Origin of the sequence: Pseudoalteromonas sp. CNC9-20, from assembly GCF_022347875.1 — a bacterium.
Classification (GTDB): domain Bacteria; phylum Pseudomonadota; class Gammaproteobacteria; order Enterobacterales; family Alteromonadaceae; genus Pseudoalteromonas; species Pseudoalteromonas ruthenica.
The window spans coordinates 200,996-215,848 of record NZ_JAKRFS010000004.1; the positions used below are offsets into that span (position 1 = coordinate 200,996).

Below are 14,853 nucleotides of genomic sequence, written 5' to 3' on the forward strand. Positions count from 1 at the left end.
TGTCCATACCTTTGTTCGCAGAAGGTGAATTTTGCTGTTCTTGCAGCACGTGTTTTACCCTAGCAAGTTGTTACTAAGATTGACAGCGTTTACAAATGCCATGCGCTTCAATAGTTTGCGAGCTTACACTAAAGCCGCTTTGTGAGGCGAGCTCACTTAACTCATGCGACAGCACGCTCGAGTGCAGCTCGTCTACATGACCGCATTGATCGCAGATAAGCAACTGCACCGGATGAATTGAATCAAAATGGTGGCACAACATAAACGCGTTGGTGCTTTCTATTTTATGAATAAAGCCTTGTTCAGCTAAAAAGTCCAGTGCGCGATATACCGTCGCAGGCTTTGCGCTGGTTTCTGTCACTTTTAATTGCTCTAATAAGTCATACGCACCAACACCGCTTTTAGTGCTGGCAAGTAAACGGAATACTTTTTCACGGATGGGAGTAAAGCGGGCGCCTTTGCTGTCGCACATTCTTTTAGCTTTACTGACAAGCGCATCTACATTCATAGCTAACCTTCGTTCATCTTAACGCCACCTATACTAGCATACTATGACGCATAAAAATTACTATCTCTGTCTGCATGAGAGCGGTATCATTTTGTTTTAATTTTCAGGAGCAAGTGTGCACGAATTACTGGCCACCTTTATTTTCTTTTTTGCGGTAATTGACCCCATAGGCACAGTGCCGGTATTTATTGCCGTGACGCGCGGCGAAGATGCCGCATTTAAGCGCAAAGTGGCTTACAAAGCGGTGCTGGTATCGGCGCTAGTGCTGCTGCTGTTTGTCGTTGTCGGTGAGTTGCTACTCAACGCTATTAGTATTCCGCTTGCGGCGTTTCAGATTGCCGGTGGCATTGTACTGCTGCTGTTTGCGCTGACCATGATTTTTGGTGAAGGCAAACCCGAGTCGGAAATTAAAAGTGTGCGCGACTCCACAGAAACCGCCATATTTCCTCTAGCCATCCCATCAATAGCCAGCCCAGGGGCTATGCTAGGGGCGGTGCTGATGACTCGTAATAATGAATATACTTGGGTCGAGCAGGCCATTACCTCATCAATGATGCTTAGCGTCTTAGGCGTGGTGTTATTGTTACTTTTGCTGGCGCGCTACGTACATAACCTCATTGGTGATGGCGGTGCAAGCATTATCTCCAGAGTCATGGGGCTGATCCTGAGCTCCGTGGCGGTGACAAATATTCTCGGTGGCATTAAAGACTACTTCGCGCTGTAACTCGCGGCCGCTGCCAAAACTAAGCTACTTATTGGCTGAGTGTGGCAACGCGAACGCCTAAGCCCATTAATATGACACCTAAGGTTTTTTCAATAAGCCGTTGATAACGTTGTAGGGCGTGTACAAATGCAAAGTGGCTAAAAAACATCGCTACCAACACGAACCACAGTAAGTGTGCCAAAGAAATAATAAGCCCATACACAAGCTGGATGGCAACGGGCGTATCGGCGCTCACCAGTTGAGTAAATATACTTAAAAAGAACAACGTGGTTTTGGGGTTTAGGGCATTAGTTATAAAACCTTGACGCAGAGCCGAGATGGCGGATAACGCCTTGCTGGGCGCTGCCTCGTGCGCTAGCTCCAAGGCGATATGGTGCTTTGCTCGCAGGCTTTGATAGCCAAGGTAAATTAAGTACGCTGCGCCGATGTATTTTATTACCGTGAATAGCACCACCGATTGGGCAATGAGCAGCGCCACGCCGGCTATGGAATAAGCAACGTGAATCCAAATCGCTAACCCCACGCCCAGCGCCGAATAAACACCGGCACGACGTCCATATACTAGGCTATTGCGGGTGATCATGACAAAGTCGGCGCCGGGGCTAATAGCCATGATCGTTGCTAGCGTAGCGATGGACAATAACTGGGGTAAATAGGCTGACAGCTCCATAGATTATTCCGTTTACCGGGTTAGGCCTGACACTGTATCTCGAATTACGCCTGTTTGCATGGCTAGCATCGCTCATGCAGGATACTGAGTTGCACTTGCTTGAGGGAGCGCGCATAATTCGCGCTTTCAGGGGCAAGCATATCGGTGACAGCAAGATTAGAGCCGGATGCATACACAGTTATGACGTTGTTATGAGTATTTTCGCGTTAATGCTATTGGCTTTAGCTATGTCGACCGATGCGTTTGCAGCATCGATCAGTAAGGGCGCTTACCTACGCCATCCACGCCTGCTCAGTGCCATAAAAATGGGGCTGATATTTGGTATTATCGAGGGCACCACACCACTTATCGGTTGGCTGATTGGCAATGCTGGAGCCCACTACATCGAAGAATTTGATCACTGGGTGGCGTTTATCTTGTTATTGCTACTTGGTACGCACATGATTGTGGAAAGTGTGAAAGAGGATGACGACACTCAAAGCGAAGCAGCGCAAAAGTCTTCTATTGCCAAAGTGATACTGACTGCTATAGGCACCAGCTTGGACGCACTGACTGCAGGGGTGAGCCTAGCTTTTGTTGCGGTCAATATTTACCTTGCAGCGCTGATGATAGGCTTAGCCACAGCACTGATGGTAACTATGGGCAGTTTACTTGGGCATCGTTTAGCAACGGTGATCGGCAAACGAGCAGAAACCCTAGGCGGTGTTGTGCTGGTCGTGATTGGCTCGTGGATTCTATATTCACATTTGAGTACAGTGGCTTAAATAATCAGCAGTTGTTTTTGTTTTGTGAACTAAATGTTGCCTTTAATGCCGGATGAGCTACTCTAAACCAAAGTTTCTTGGGTAGTTGTACTGGGAATTATTTTGCACTGTTTTAATCTTCGCTCATCAGCACTAGTGCTTATATCGGCGCTCTGCGCAATGTTGTCTTTTGTTGCTTATGGCCAGTACACCTTTGCCGTCGTAGGCAAAACCAAGAACGACAGCTTTTATGAACAATCCTTCAAAGGTTGCCAAGATTTTGCCCAGCGCCAAGCCGATTTGCGCTGTATTTATGATGGCGCTTATGACTACCAAGACGCTCGTACCCAAGCACTGGTAGTGCAAGATTTAGTTGCTCAAGGTGTGGACGGTATATTGGTGTCTACCACCGACTCGCAGCACTTGGTCAATAGAGCGCTAAAAAAGGCTCAGGAGCAAGGGATTGCGGTGATCACTTTTGACTCAGACTTGGCACCACAACATCAAACTTACCGTTTAGCCTATGTGGGCACTAACAACTTTGATTTTGGCGTGGCACTTGGTGAGGCGGCAAAGCAATTTAAACGAGAGCACCCACAAACCTTATGTATTCAATCGGGACATCACACTACGCCGAACTTAAACAAGCGCATCGACGGCGTGCGTTATGCCTTGTCAGGGAGTACCAAACGTTTGAATGGTGAGAATGGTTGGCTGGAGCATCCCCGTTGTCCGCTTTTCACTGCTGGGCGTCGCGATGATGCCCTCAAGCAATTACGCACCATTATCAGTTACCCGCAGCCGACAATCTTTGTTGCCGTCGCTGGCTTTGCACAGTTTAATCCTGATTATCAGCAGGTGATGACAGAGTTTAAACAGCAGCTAGCTAAGAAGCAGCGAGTGATTATCTCTGCCGATACTGAAACACTGCAATTGCAAGCGTTAGCGAGCGGCCTTGGCACCATGAATATCGGTCAAAACCCTTATGAAATGGGCCGTAAGGGCGCACAGCTACTTTATGATGCAGTAAAGCACCAACACCTTCCTGAACAAGAGCAATATTACTTACCTTTTCATTACTGCACCCCTGATAACGCGCAGAGCTGCGCGAAAAACCATTAATACTCAAAGGTAAAATCAGTGAACCTCTTTAGGTGTGGGTTGCTGTGAAAGTCGGTATTGGCCTAGATAATACCAATCAGGGTGTGATTGACGTATAATTGCGCGCCCACAACTCGGCGCAAAGAGCCCGTTGGTTTTCTTGGTAATGCAGGCACAGGTTTATGAACGAAGCGACAACACAGACTCAACTCACCCCTTCTTGGCAACAATCGACTTTTCGTCGCTTCAGTGTCGCGCCAATGCTGGATTGGACCGCTTAGTCTTTATTTTATAGGTCTTATGAATTCAAGGGTGATTATAGGAGGCCCAATAATATTTGAGGGTGACTGTGTTTGGCCCCCTTCACTGAATATACTTCCTATGAACGCTGTGCTTTTCAGATTTCTGAGTTTGTACTGGGAAGCGAATTAATCACTTCGTTATTGCTTACCTAAACTTGTTTGTATTGATAATATTTGCTGAGGAAGGTAGACAACTCGTTTCTTGATTGGGTCGTACCCCGCGCAGTTATTTGTTCCGCAGTATAAGAAGACAAGGTCGTTTTCATAATCTTCAGACTTCATGGTTGCCGCAGATTGGTCGTGTACTTTATCCAAAATCTTATGAGCCATATCTGCTCCTTTACTTTCATGGCTCATCAGAACTAAGGAAACTCCAATAAAGGATAGAAGTACACCAAGTGAAGTCATGACCCGGGCCTCATATTTTTTATGATATGTTTCAGTTTTCTTATTAGTAATGCCGAGTTTGTTTTTAACTTTACTTAAGAAGACTGTGAGCCTAGTGCAAGAACCTATCAGGTCTTTTAGTTCTTGCCACAAAAAGTGCAAAACGGTAAGACAAAAGATGCCCAGCGTAAGCCACAAAAAATTACTTAGGCTAAGGATTAAGCCAGAATATATAGTTTGGTGAAAGCTTCTTTCCAAAAGGTCACTATCCAAACCTAGAGTATTTAAATAGCCGTGGTTGAAAGCAGTACTTGCACAATAGAGATAGGCTGTAATGGCAGCCGCTACGCCTGCACTGTCGAATAATTTCATAAGATTTCCCTGTACTTTTTTAGGTCCACAATCCCTAATTTTACAATTTTTGAAAGTTCTTTCTATTTCAACTTTATATCTAGTTACCTTGAACTCTACGAAAAGTGAGGTTAACTTAAAGTTCATAAATGCTTTTTAAGTACAGATTTTGATTTAAAAACTCAAGGACGATGAGATGCAAGGACAGCAGGAAGAGTACATAACTGTTCAAGAACTTGAACAGGACCTCACCAATGCCACCGGCAACCCAGCATTAGCCAAAGCACAAGCGCAGCAATACGCCATTTTTTATCGTGGTGAAGTTATTGACGCAATGCGTTACCGCAAGGGCCTTATAAGCAAAGAAGAGCTAATTTATAGTAAGCATATTCGCTGGGAACACAATAAGTCACACAGTAAACGTCTGAGCGATAACATGATCGCAGCAGGACGTGGTCCAAGAGAAGAAAATACCGCTGCGCACCATATCGTGTCTTGGAATGATATACGAGCTGCGAAGTCTAGGCTGCGCTTAGCTGCTTTTGGGATAGATATTGATCATGAAGCCAATGGTGTTTTTTTACCCCGCTTCGCTAAGCATAAACCAATGGAGTCTATGCCCAATGCTGAAGCACATTCGAAGATCCATACAAACGAATACTATTTAAACGTCGAAGCTTTGCTTGTTGAGACCATAGGCGAGGGCTTGGGGCGACAAGGTATTATCGATTTATTGCGTGATATTGGTGATGAGCTACAAAGTGGAGAATTCCCAATACATGAAGAACTATCAACTATGCTGCCGAGGTAATTAGACAGTGAGTGATTTTAACAAAGTATATGCTGTGGGTGTGAACGCCGGAGAGTACCTGCTACTTCAAGAGACGATGTTTGAACAATCAGTTCAAATGACAGAAAACGACCTCTACACCTTTGACGGTAAGCGTAAAGGAGATGCTTGGCGCCCGGTGAGTGTTGATTGGTTGGTCGTCGAAGGAGAGACACCAGAAAAGCGGCCTGATATAGCAGGTTGGGGGGCAATGGCGTTTGCTATACCTGAAAGGTTAAAGAGCGCATTCGAAAAAGGACTGGGAGATTGCGTTGAGCTTTTACCTTTGGACCTAAATGGTGAAACCTGGTACGCCCTTAATATTTTGGGTGAACAGGATGCAATTGATCCGGAAAAGACTGAGTACAACATGAAAAACGGGCGCGTGAATCGTGTTCGACGCTTTAAGAAACTCGTCTTAGACAGGGACAAGATAACTTGCGGTACGTTATTTAAAGTGAAAGGAAGTGGTCTTTTTACATTTTCTACAGATGAACCTGGGAGTCTGTACGATATTTGTAGTCAGCTGGACCTAAGAGGTTTGAAGTTTACTGCAGTAGAATTGGGCTGAGCCTAGCAGCAGAAAGCTTCGATTTGTAGTTGATATTTCGGGAGTAACGACTCTTAAGTGGGGTACCGAGCCTTTGCCACTCATCTTAAGCTTCGATTACTACGTTTCATGATAATTCGTTTTGACTCTATTTTTAAAGTAGCAGGAAGTTTTTCGAAAGCTCGTAGCTAACTATAGTAAAAACTTGAAAAGGAAAATTTGGAGATTGTATGAATGGTTTTTTTGCTTATGCTTCGCAGCCCTCTGCTATAGGAGAGACGATTGAAAACGCGGTTGAATCAATAAGAAAAAGCGGTGATATTTCACTAAAAACTTGGAGAGCATTAGACATACCGGGTCACTTCATATCTCAACAAGTGCTTGAAGCCATTGATAATGCTAATTACCTAGTAGCTGATATCTCTGTTCTCAATTTTAACGTTACTTACGAAGTGGCTTACGCCATAGGGGCTGGCAAAAGAATATTAATTACTAAGAATTCATCTGTTAGAGAAAAAGCCCCGACCATTCGCGATGTTGGTATTTTTGATACTCTTGGTTTCCGTGAATATCAAAATGCAAAAGAGCTTGAATCATTTCTTGAAGAGGTTACTAAATCTGAGCCTCTGAAGATATCTAGTAAAATTAACACTAAGTCTCCAGTCTATTTATTAGAGGGATATCATAAGACAGACTTTGCAACTCGCATTATATCTAGAATAAAAAAAGCGCGTTATTTGTTTCGGTCTTTTGATCCCAATGAGCAGCCACGGCTATCAGCAAATGACGCCATCAGTCAAGTTGCTCAATCTCATGGCGTTGTAGTTCCATTTTTATCCAGCGAAACGGTTAACTTTGAAATTCACAATATGCGTGGAGCTTTCATAGCTGGCTTGGCAAATGGTATGGGGAAAGCCTTATGTATGCTGCAACGAGATGAAGATCCAGTTCCGCTTGATTATCGAGATTTTGTTAATGTCGTTTATCACCCTGATGATGTGAACGAGCATATAGCAGAATTTGCAGCGAGTGTGGCTGAGTCAATGCAGTTAGGTGATGACAAAGAGATTGGTAGCGAAGATACTTTTTTACAGGCCCTCGACTTAGGCGCTTCATCTGCAGAAAATGAAATGCGAACACTGCAAAGTTATTATTTAAAAACAGATCAGTTTTTAAAATCCTTGAGAGGCGAGGCAAACATTGTCGTGGGTCGAAAGGGATCTGGAAAGTCTGCAATATTTTTACAGGTTAGGGATAGGGAAAGAAATAAGAAGGGAAATATTGTTTTAGACCTCAAGCCTGATGGGTATAAGCTGATAAAGTTCAAAGAGTTAATTCTCTCTTTTTTAGAGGAAGGCACTTTCCAGCATACGATAATGGCATTTTGGGAATACGTATTACTGTTAGAAATCTGCTACAAAATACTAGAGAAAGATAGAGAACAACATAAACATGATCATGAGTTGTACGAGCCATATCGTCAGCTTGCGGATTTATACCATGCTGATGGTTATGAAACAGAGGGGGACTTTTCTGAGCGCATGAGTGTTTTGATGGAAAAGATCTCCACTGAATATCGTTCAAAGCATGGCGATGCAAAGGGCGTTAGGCTGTCATCTTCCAAATTGACGGAAATGCTATATAGCCACGACGTAAAAGAGCTTTCTCAACAAATAATTAGCTATATGTCGCATAAGGACATGTGTTGGCTTTTGTTCGATAATATTGATAAGGGTTGGCCAACGAGTGGTCTTGAAAATGAAGACCTGTTGATTATTCGCGCACTTATCGATGCCACAAAGAAAATAGAACGATTATTTGGGAAGTCCCACGTTGACGTTAATTCAATTGTCTTTTTAAGGAACGATGTATACGAGCTACTAGTAAAGCATACATCTGACAGAGGAAAAGAAGCGAGCGCTATTTTAGATTGGACTGATCCAGATCTATTACGGGAATTGATAAGGCTCAGGTTGGTTTCAAACGACATAAACGGTAGTGACCGCTTTGAGACGGTATGGCCAAAACTGTGCGTTAGTCACTACTGTGGGGAAGAAAGCTCTCAATACCTTATTGACCGTTCTCTGATGCGCCCGAGGTTTCTACTAAATTTAATCAGTTTATGTAAAAGCTTCGCTATTAATTTGAATCATGACAAAATTTTGGCCGATGATATTAAGAAAGGACTTGTCGCGTACTCAACAGATTTGCTGGCAGATATAGGGTATGAAATACATGATGTTGAGAATAATGTTGACGATGTGTTGTATGCATTTATAGGGAGTAGTTCTCACTTACAAAAAGATGGTGTTCTGTCAACGCTAAGCGAATATGGTGTTGATGAAAGGTTTTTAGAGAGCATCTTCTCACTCCTCTTATGGTATGGCTTTTTGGGAATAGTTGTTAATGATGAGCCTAAATATATCTATGACTTTAGCTACAGTATGAAATTAATGGATGGAGTTATTAAGAAAGATGCTAAAATTCGCTTTGTTATTAACCCCGCATTTTGGCCAGCATTAATGATAGATTCATAGCAGCTAATTTAAGGAGCTCTAACTGTTAAGAGCTCTGTATAGAATACTAATTTTCGCTTTTTGTATATATGGAAGTGCCAGTAAAGGTCTGAACTAAGACAAATAAGCCCTCCCAGAAGTACATATTTCATAGTCAAAGAGCTAATAGACATCCCTCAAGCCTATTTAGAGTATGTAAGCTCATAAAACTTGACTTACATCCATATGGCTCAGAGTGATTTACCTGTAAAAACAACCTTGCCAACGATGGTGCAATTGCCATTGATGGGCATGAGTGGATCCGGCCAGTTGGGGTTGAGCGCTTTTAAGAACTTTTGGCCACCCTCAATAATTAACTGTTTGAATGTGGCTTGGTTCTCGTCATCAAGACGAGCGACAATATAGGAGCCATGCTCTGGTCTTGCTTCAGGGTCAACAAATATTAAATCACCATCTAGGAACTTCGGTTCCATACTAATACCTTGCACCTTCAATACAAATGACTTTTCAGAGCAGTTCACTGGACACATAAAATGTTCAGCTTCTAGCGGATTCACCTCTTGAATATCTGACCAAGCGCCAGCTTGAACCCAACTGATAAGTGGTAGCTGCTTCTTGACTGTAGGGCCAGCGGCAACGTTGCCACCTTCACCGACACCAAAACGCAGGTATTCGGGTGAACAATTAAGAACTCTGGCTATGGTTTCGATATTACGAGGGTTCCTTGTATCACCTTTTTCTATTTTTTGGATTGACGTTTGAGCTGTGCCAACTTGGTCAGCCAATTGATATTGGGTAAGCCCAAGCTCTTTGCGTCTTTGTTTTACTCGTTCGCCAATACTCATAAAAATCCTTTTCTCATCAATTAAATTACTTTTAGTTGTCTTTTTATGATTATCACAACCTTATGTGATTACAGTCAAACAATTAAAAGGTTTCTTTGTGGATAACAAAAAGTGTTCTTTTACGTTGACAATAAAATAAAGTGATCATAGGATAACAAAAAGTTATCAGGACGGTGTTTTTTATGTCAGCTATCAAAAAAGCGGTAGACCTTATTGGTGGCCAAACAGCTACCGCAAAAAATTTGGGAATGGGTATTACTCAAACTCAAGTATGGAATTGGGTTCATCGTCACCAGCAGGCTCCAGCTAAGTATATAAAACGAATTTCCGAGCTTACGCATGGAAGCGTGACAGTAGATGAGTTACTTGCCGACCACGAAAAAGGCAGAGAAGGAGAAAAGCATGGGTAAGCACCAGCCCCGGACAGGCGATATGAATATGACTTTTGCTTTGCTGGCCTGTTTTAACAGCCCCACGGTACCGCTGCGAGAAATCTGCAAAGAGTATTTGGGTATTGAGCCTAAAACTGCAGAGCAAAAAGCGAAAGCCGCTGCGTTGCCATTTCCCACTTTTAAATTAAGAGATTCAGAACGAGCACCAACAATGGTGAACGTGACTGACTTGGGTGCCTATTTGCAGTCGCGTTACGACCAGGCTCGTGACGAGTGGCAACACGTTAACAACTAACAGGAATACTTATGAACGCAGTAGACCAAATCAATAGTGATAGAGAAAAACTATTAGTGAAGTCGAAGAAAATTGAAGCCGAGTTTGCAGCTATTTTTGAATGCCATGCAGATCATGAAAAAGCACACACCAGCGCGATTCTAGCCATCGCCGTTAGAGCTGCGTTGGTGCACTTGAAAAGCAAGCAGCGGTTTACATCGACTCTCGGGCTTAAAGCTGAATTAGCTGAAGCGATTGTGGTAGGGCAGCAAAAAGAGCACGGCAACAGCGTTAATAAAGACAAATTTGAAGCTGTGCTCCTGGGTTTAATTAATGCCAGTAAATAAGAGCTTACCCTAATCCAAGGATATTCCCACTTTGGTTTTTCGTGGAGCTCGTGATTCTAGTTTGTGTTTTTCAATACCTTCAGGAGTTATTACGAATTCGGCTAAGCCTTTGGGATGCGTGCCAGTGGGGATTATTAGGCCGTGATGAACGAGTAAAGCTATGACTCCCCGTCTGTCGGGATTATCTATAGAGATAGCTTCGGCGCTAGGAAATTTAACAGCGAGCTCGCCCAGTATGCCTAACCCCATTGATCTAAGAATTTCATTTTCAAACATGAGTTTTCCTCTTTGTTTTGGTTTGTTAATTGGTCGCACTTGCAACTTACCAAAACAAGGAGGGTTTTACACGATGAAACAAGGATTTATATGGACGCTATCGACATAGCAACAAACGAAACAGAGCGCGAGTTATCTCGCGCTTTAACTTACCGCAAACCAGAGCCGCCCAAGCAAAGCACGGGTCGATGCTGGAATTGCAAAGAGCCAGTCGAGCAAGGGCGCCGCTGGTGTGACAAACAATGTATGACTGAATGGGAGCAACTTCATGACCGCAACCGCTAAGCAGGTAACACAAAACCCAGTGCCAAGCCTTGAGGCGATAGAGGGGAGCCATACACCCCAAGGATTGCGTGAAATCCGTGCCATGTTGGGTGATGAGCGCCATACGCCTAAGCATGTGTATACCCAAGTACTCAGCGAGCGTGAGCGTACCATTTTATGCTTTGCGGCTGGTCTAAAGCGCACCGACATTGATAAGCCATTTAGCCAGCTGAGTTACGAGCAGCGTGATGCATTGCGCAAAGCAGTATTAGAGCTCGATGAAATTGTAACCGCATTCACTTCAGCCAATGCCATGGCACCGGCCAAGTTTTACCAAGGAGCAAAGCGCACCGTAACCAGCGGCCACTTTGACCCAGCCAACCAACTGCAAAAGCAGCACTAGGAGCCGTCATGAGTTCAACGAATCGCGGCGCAGTGCGCAATAAAGATGATTATTACGTGACACCACATTGGCTTATTGAGCAATTCCTAGATGCTATCAAAGGCACGGACTTAGAAAAGTGCCTTATGACGGACGGTGTACTCGATCCTTCTTGTGGCGGTTGCTCATTGTATGAGCCGAGTTACCCGGCAGTGCTCGCACAGCGCTTTAGCGGTATTAACTTAACCACAGCCGATATACGCATCGACGCCAGAACACCGTTTGCGGGCTTAGATTTTCTTGAGTCACGCGGGGTAGGTGATTACGGCGTGGTTATTACTAATCCGCCTTTTAATATCTCTATCGACTTTGTGAACAAAGCATTAGAGCACGTTTGCTCTGATGGCTATGTGGTCATGCTTCAGCGTCTTAACTGGTTGGGCACTAAAGACCGCAAGGCATTTTGGGATACAGCACCACTGCAAAGCGTGTATGTGCATAGCAAACGCCCTTCATTTTTTCCCGATAAAAAAGGGAAAACCGACTCTATCGAATACGCCCACTTTGTATTTAAAAAAGGCAGCAAAAGCATGACGCCGAAACCTGCCACTATTCACGTTATTTAAGGATTAATAATGAACTCGCTTACAACAAAAATAGCTAACGAAGTAATTAATACAGCCAATGAGGCCATTCGCTTTTTTAACAGTAGAGCCACTACAGGCATGCTGATTTATTGCGAAGATACGTTCACCAACTTGCTGCGTATAACTGAAATACTGGCTGCAGAGCAACCAGAAGGTGAGGGCGCAGAGCTACATAATGTGCTGCAACAACGTTTAGATGCGGTGCTCAAAGGTCATGAGCCTGAATTAATCGAACACAGCGCACTGTAAAGTATGCTAGCGAATCAGCCCGTTGATTTGGCGCAGCTGCGCCTATCATCGATGGCACGCGGAATTGTTGCGGCCATTGATGATGTAGACAATTTTAATTATGTGGCACGCAAGCTAGCGGTGATCCCCACGCCTTTACAAGGGCGGATGGCACGCCGCTACATTGACCGCTACAACCAAAAAAAGCAGGGCTCGATTTATCGGGCTAATCGCTGGTTAAGCCGCACGATTGCAAGATTGCAGCCTCGCTTTGAAGTGTTATTCAGGATTACTCAAAGTATGCCTTTGCCTTGGCATATTTTGAGTAGTGTTGAGAAAACCAAAGAATATGGCACTGACGCTGCACGCGAGTGCATGCAGATAGCCATTGATATCAGCGACGAAAATCAGCACCTCAATTATGCAGAGATTGCGACGCTGATACATGAAAAGCTTTCTACCTTCTCCATGTGTCGGGGGGTGAAAGCCCCCTTTTATTCTGAGCAAGGCGATAAGGTGCCCATTGAGCACATCGAAATCGCCTTGCTGAAAATGCAGTGTGAAAAATGGTGGGCGCGCAAGCTCAAATCCGTTCGCCGCCAGTATATTGAACTACTAGAAATTGCCACCGGACAGGTAGGCAAAGACCTTTACCACTGCCCCAAATCGAAGAAGAGTAAACGCCGTGGCATCAGCCCGTATGCCAGTAAAACGGCGCAGCGGGAGTACAGCGCGTCACAAGAAAGTGGCCGACAGTTCCTCGAAATGATGGAACTAGAAGGCAGTGATGGAAGTGTTATAAACCTAATGGATGCAGTGAAAAGCGGCATGGCTAACACAGACAACCGCCGCAATGAGCTAATGCTGCGTATTCGTGAAACAGAAGAACTCGCCGAAGAGATAGGCTATCAAGGTGTGTTTTCGACCATAACAACACCCAGCCGCTTTCATGCAAACTCACCTAAGTATCAAGGAACCACACCGAAGGATGCCAACGCCTATTTGAATAAAGTGTGGTCACGAGTAAGGGCTAAACTAGGCCGCCTTGGTATCAACTATTTTGGTGTGCGTGTGGCGGAGCCCCATGCTGATGCAACCCCGCACTGGCACATGCTCTTGTTTATTCCTAAAGATAAAGTGCAGTGGGTCAACGCCATTATGCGCAAGTACTTTATTGCTGAAGACCGTGAAGAACTAATAGAGCGTTACGCTCGCAAGAAAGAGCTTTTTACTGCTTATAAGAAGCAACGCCAGGCTTGGGGGTTTAAAAAGAGCCAAGGCATCAAAGCTAAGGAGCCTCAGAAATTTCACCGCACTTTTTCACCGCGCTTCGAGGCAATCTTAATTGATAAGAAAAAGGGCAGTGCCGCGAGCTATATCGCAAAGTACATCGCCAAAAACATCGATGGTTATCAAGTATCTGATCATGAGGATGATGAAACCGGCGAGCTTATTAAGAAGCAAGTTAATCCAGTACAGGCCTGGGCCAGTACTTGGAATATTCATCAGTTTCAATTTCAGGGCTCACCGTCGGTGACCGTATACCGGGAGCTGCGCCGAAAGCGTGAAGCCGTTGATGATCCGCAAATAGAAGAGGTGCGTGCGGCGGCCGACTCGGGCAGCTGGAAAGACTATGTGAAATTGCAAGGTGGCATGTGCATTGGGCGAAATGCGCGGTTTAAACCTTTCTACGAACAGACTCCCTTTGGTAACGCCTATGGCGAGCTAGTTAGACGTATTAAAGGCGTAATTAATACCTTTAGCGAATCAGTGCTAATGACGCGTCTTGTGGAATGGACCAGACAACTCAAAGGGACGGCAGAGAAAAATCAGCTTAAAGACAACGCCCTCGTCGGCTCCGCCGACCTATCTTGGACTAGTGGGAATAACTGTACGCCAATAGCGGCGCGGGATAGCACCCAGTTTGCGTTTAACGACTTTGGTTTTGATAAAGACCAGGTGAAAGATCATGAAAAGGATCTAAAAGCGGGTAGGCAGATCGCGATTGATGGGTTCATTTACCGAATACGAGACGGCCAATTACAAGTATTGGATGAACAGCGTGCATTAAATGAACGAAAACGCTTAGACATTGAGTACCACGCACACATCTTTGCCCAACAAGACAGCGAGGCTTTGTCTGAAGAAAGCATGATTGACCCTATCGCTGTGCTTGAGGATATGACAGAGGTAGAACGGCAGGCGCTGAGCGAGGGCGGCAGTGTGGTTCACTATGGCCGCGTCTACTTTATGGAAGTAAACGAATTGAAATCCTTTGCTCAGACCAACCTAGAGCGTGCTACACCAGCACGTCCAATCAAAGTAACAGATACACATTGGCAGCGCGCGCGAGAACTGGTGAACCTAGCTTATGCGCACGCAAATAACGCTGGCCGCAATACCCCAACAGTGGGCGGCGTTGATTCAGGTAGCGACTATGAGTATGCACACCAGGTGCTTGCCGGTGATACCGAGCAAGATTGGTGGGACGTAGCCGCAGCATGGGGTTAGTTGGAG

The 14,853-nt window shown here is 44.7% G+C and carries 18 protein-coding genes; 14 read left to right on the plus strand and 4 right to left on the minus strand.

All coding sequences use genetic code 11. The features are described from left to right. Positions 1–73: 73 nt before the first annotated feature. The gene (locus MHM89_RS11275) at positions 74–508 is read right to left on the minus strand and encodes a transcriptional repressor (protein ID WP_022943883.1); all 435 of its coding nucleotides are present in this window, start codon (positions 506–508) and stop codon (positions 74–76) included. 115 nt (positions 509–623) lie between these two features. On the opposite strand from MHM89_RS11275, the gene MHM89_RS11280 reads away from it, so the two are divergent. After that, entirely contained in the window at positions 624–1,232 is a 609-nt protein-coding gene (locus MHM89_RS11280) for a MarC family protein (protein WP_022943884.1), read from the plus strand. A 28-nt stretch (positions 1,233–1,260) separates the two neighbouring features. Here MHM89_RS11280 and MHM89_RS11285 read toward each other — a convergent pair whose 3' ends face one another. Further along, positions 1,261–1,902: a LysE family transporter gene (locus tag MHM89_RS11285; RefSeq protein WP_239408803.1), complete on the minus strand. Its 642-nt coding sequence runs from the start codon at positions 1,900–1,902 to the stop codon at positions 1,261–1,263. A gap of 191 nt (positions 1,903–2,093) precedes the next feature. Between MHM89_RS11285 and MHM89_RS11290 the strand changes: the two genes are divergently transcribed. Then, positions 2,094–2,666, plus strand: a complete 573-nt coding sequence (locus MHM89_RS11290; RefSeq protein ID WP_239408804.1) for a manganese efflux pump MntP family protein — start codon at positions 2,094–2,096, stop codon at positions 2,664–2,666. 159 nt (positions 2,667–2,825) lie between these two features. After that, positions 2,826–3,767 carry a substrate-binding domain-containing protein gene (locus MHM89_RS11295; RefSeq protein WP_022944348.1) on the plus strand — a complete coding sequence of 314 codons (942 nt, stop codon included), beginning with the start codon at positions 2,826–2,828 and terminating at the stop codon, positions 3,765–3,767. 419 nt (positions 3,768–4,186) lie between these two features. On the opposite strand, the gene MHM89_RS11300 is transcribed toward MHM89_RS11295, so the two are convergent. After that, positions 4,187–4,807 (minus strand): hypothetical protein, encoded by a 621-nt coding sequence (locus MHM89_RS11300; RefSeq protein ID WP_239408805.1) that lies wholly within the window; start codon positions 4,805–4,807, stop codon positions 4,187–4,189. Between the two features lie 175 nt (positions 4,808–4,982). Here MHM89_RS11300 and MHM89_RS11305 point away from each other — a divergent pair, with 175 nt between their 5' ends. The 3 genes from MHM89_RS11305 (at position 4,983) to MHM89_RS11315 (ending at position 8,702) form a co-directional block, all read left to right on the plus strand. Next, positions 4,983–5,597, plus strand: a complete 615-nt coding sequence (locus MHM89_RS11305) for an AHH domain-containing protein (protein WP_239408806.1) — start codon at positions 4,983–4,985, stop codon at positions 5,595–5,597. A 7-nt stretch (positions 5,598–5,604) separates the two neighbouring features. Further along, positions 5,605–6,186: a hypothetical protein gene (locus tag MHM89_RS11310; RefSeq protein WP_239408807.1), complete on the plus strand. Its 582-nt coding sequence runs from the start codon at positions 5,605–5,607 to the stop codon at positions 6,184–6,186. A gap of 209 nt (positions 6,187–6,395) precedes the next feature. Next, a complete protein-coding gene (locus tag MHM89_RS11315) occupies positions 6,396–8,702 on the plus strand; it encodes a hypothetical protein (RefSeq protein ID WP_239408808.1) in 2,307 nt (768 codons plus the stop codon). 209 nt (positions 8,703–8,911) lie between these two features. Here MHM89_RS11315 and MHM89_RS11320 read toward each other — a convergent pair whose 3' ends face one another. Then, positions 8,912–9,526, minus strand: coding sequence for an XRE family transcriptional regulator (locus MHM89_RS11320; protein ID WP_239408809.1), 615 nt, complete (start codon positions 9,524–9,526; stop codon positions 8,912–8,914). Positions 9,527–9,708: 182 nt separating this feature from the next. On the opposite strand from MHM89_RS11320, the gene MHM89_RS11325 reads away from it, so the two are divergent. The 8 genes from MHM89_RS11325 (at position 9,709) to MHM89_RS11360 (ending at position 14,847) form a co-directional block, all read left to right on the plus strand. Further along, on the plus strand, positions 9,709–9,936 hold the full coding sequence (locus MHM89_RS11325) for a YdaS family helix-turn-helix protein (protein WP_239408810.1): 228 nt from the start codon (positions 9,709–9,711) through the stop codon (positions 9,934–9,936). After that, the gene (locus MHM89_RS11330; RefSeq protein WP_239408811.1) at positions 9,929–10,213 is read left to right on the plus strand and encodes a pyocin activator PrtN family protein; all 285 of its coding nucleotides are present in this window, start codon (positions 9,929–9,931) and stop codon (positions 10,211–10,213) included. Before MHM89_RS11325 ends, MHM89_RS11330 begins: the two co-directional genes overlap by 8 nt. Positions 10,214–10,224: 11 nt before the next feature. Then, positions 10,225–10,539 carry a hypothetical protein gene (locus MHM89_RS11335; protein WP_239408812.1) on the plus strand — a complete coding sequence of 105 codons (315 nt, stop codon included), beginning with the start codon at positions 10,225–10,227 and terminating at the stop codon, positions 10,537–10,539. 366 nt (positions 10,540–10,905) lie between these two features. Then, positions 10,906–11,100, plus strand: coding sequence for a hypothetical protein (locus tag MHM89_RS11340; protein WP_239385436.1), 195 nt, complete (start codon positions 10,906–10,908; stop codon positions 11,098–11,100). Beyond that, entirely contained in the window at positions 11,084–11,482 is a 399-nt protein-coding gene (locus tag MHM89_RS11345; protein ID WP_239408813.1) for a hypothetical protein, read from the plus strand. The genes MHM89_RS11340 and MHM89_RS11345 overlap by 17 nt, the downstream gene beginning before the upstream one ends. Positions 11,483–11,490: 8 nt before the next feature. Beyond that, positions 11,491–12,087 carry an SAM-dependent methyltransferase gene (locus MHM89_RS11350; RefSeq protein ID WP_239408814.1) on the plus strand — a complete coding sequence of 199 codons (597 nt, stop codon included), beginning with the start codon at positions 11,491–11,493 and terminating at the stop codon, positions 12,085–12,087. A 9-nt stretch (positions 12,088–12,096) separates the two neighbouring features. Beyond that, on the plus strand, positions 12,097–12,357 hold the full coding sequence (locus MHM89_RS11355) for a hypothetical protein (protein WP_022944360.1): 261 nt from the start codon (positions 12,097–12,099) through the stop codon (positions 12,355–12,357). A gap of 3 nt (positions 12,358–12,360) precedes the next feature. Further along, positions 12,361–14,847 (plus strand): replication endonuclease, encoded by a 2,487-nt coding sequence (locus MHM89_RS11360; protein WP_239408815.1) that lies wholly within the window; start codon positions 12,361–12,363, stop codon positions 14,845–14,847. The last annotated feature ends 6 nt before the right edge of the window (positions 14,848–14,853 follow it).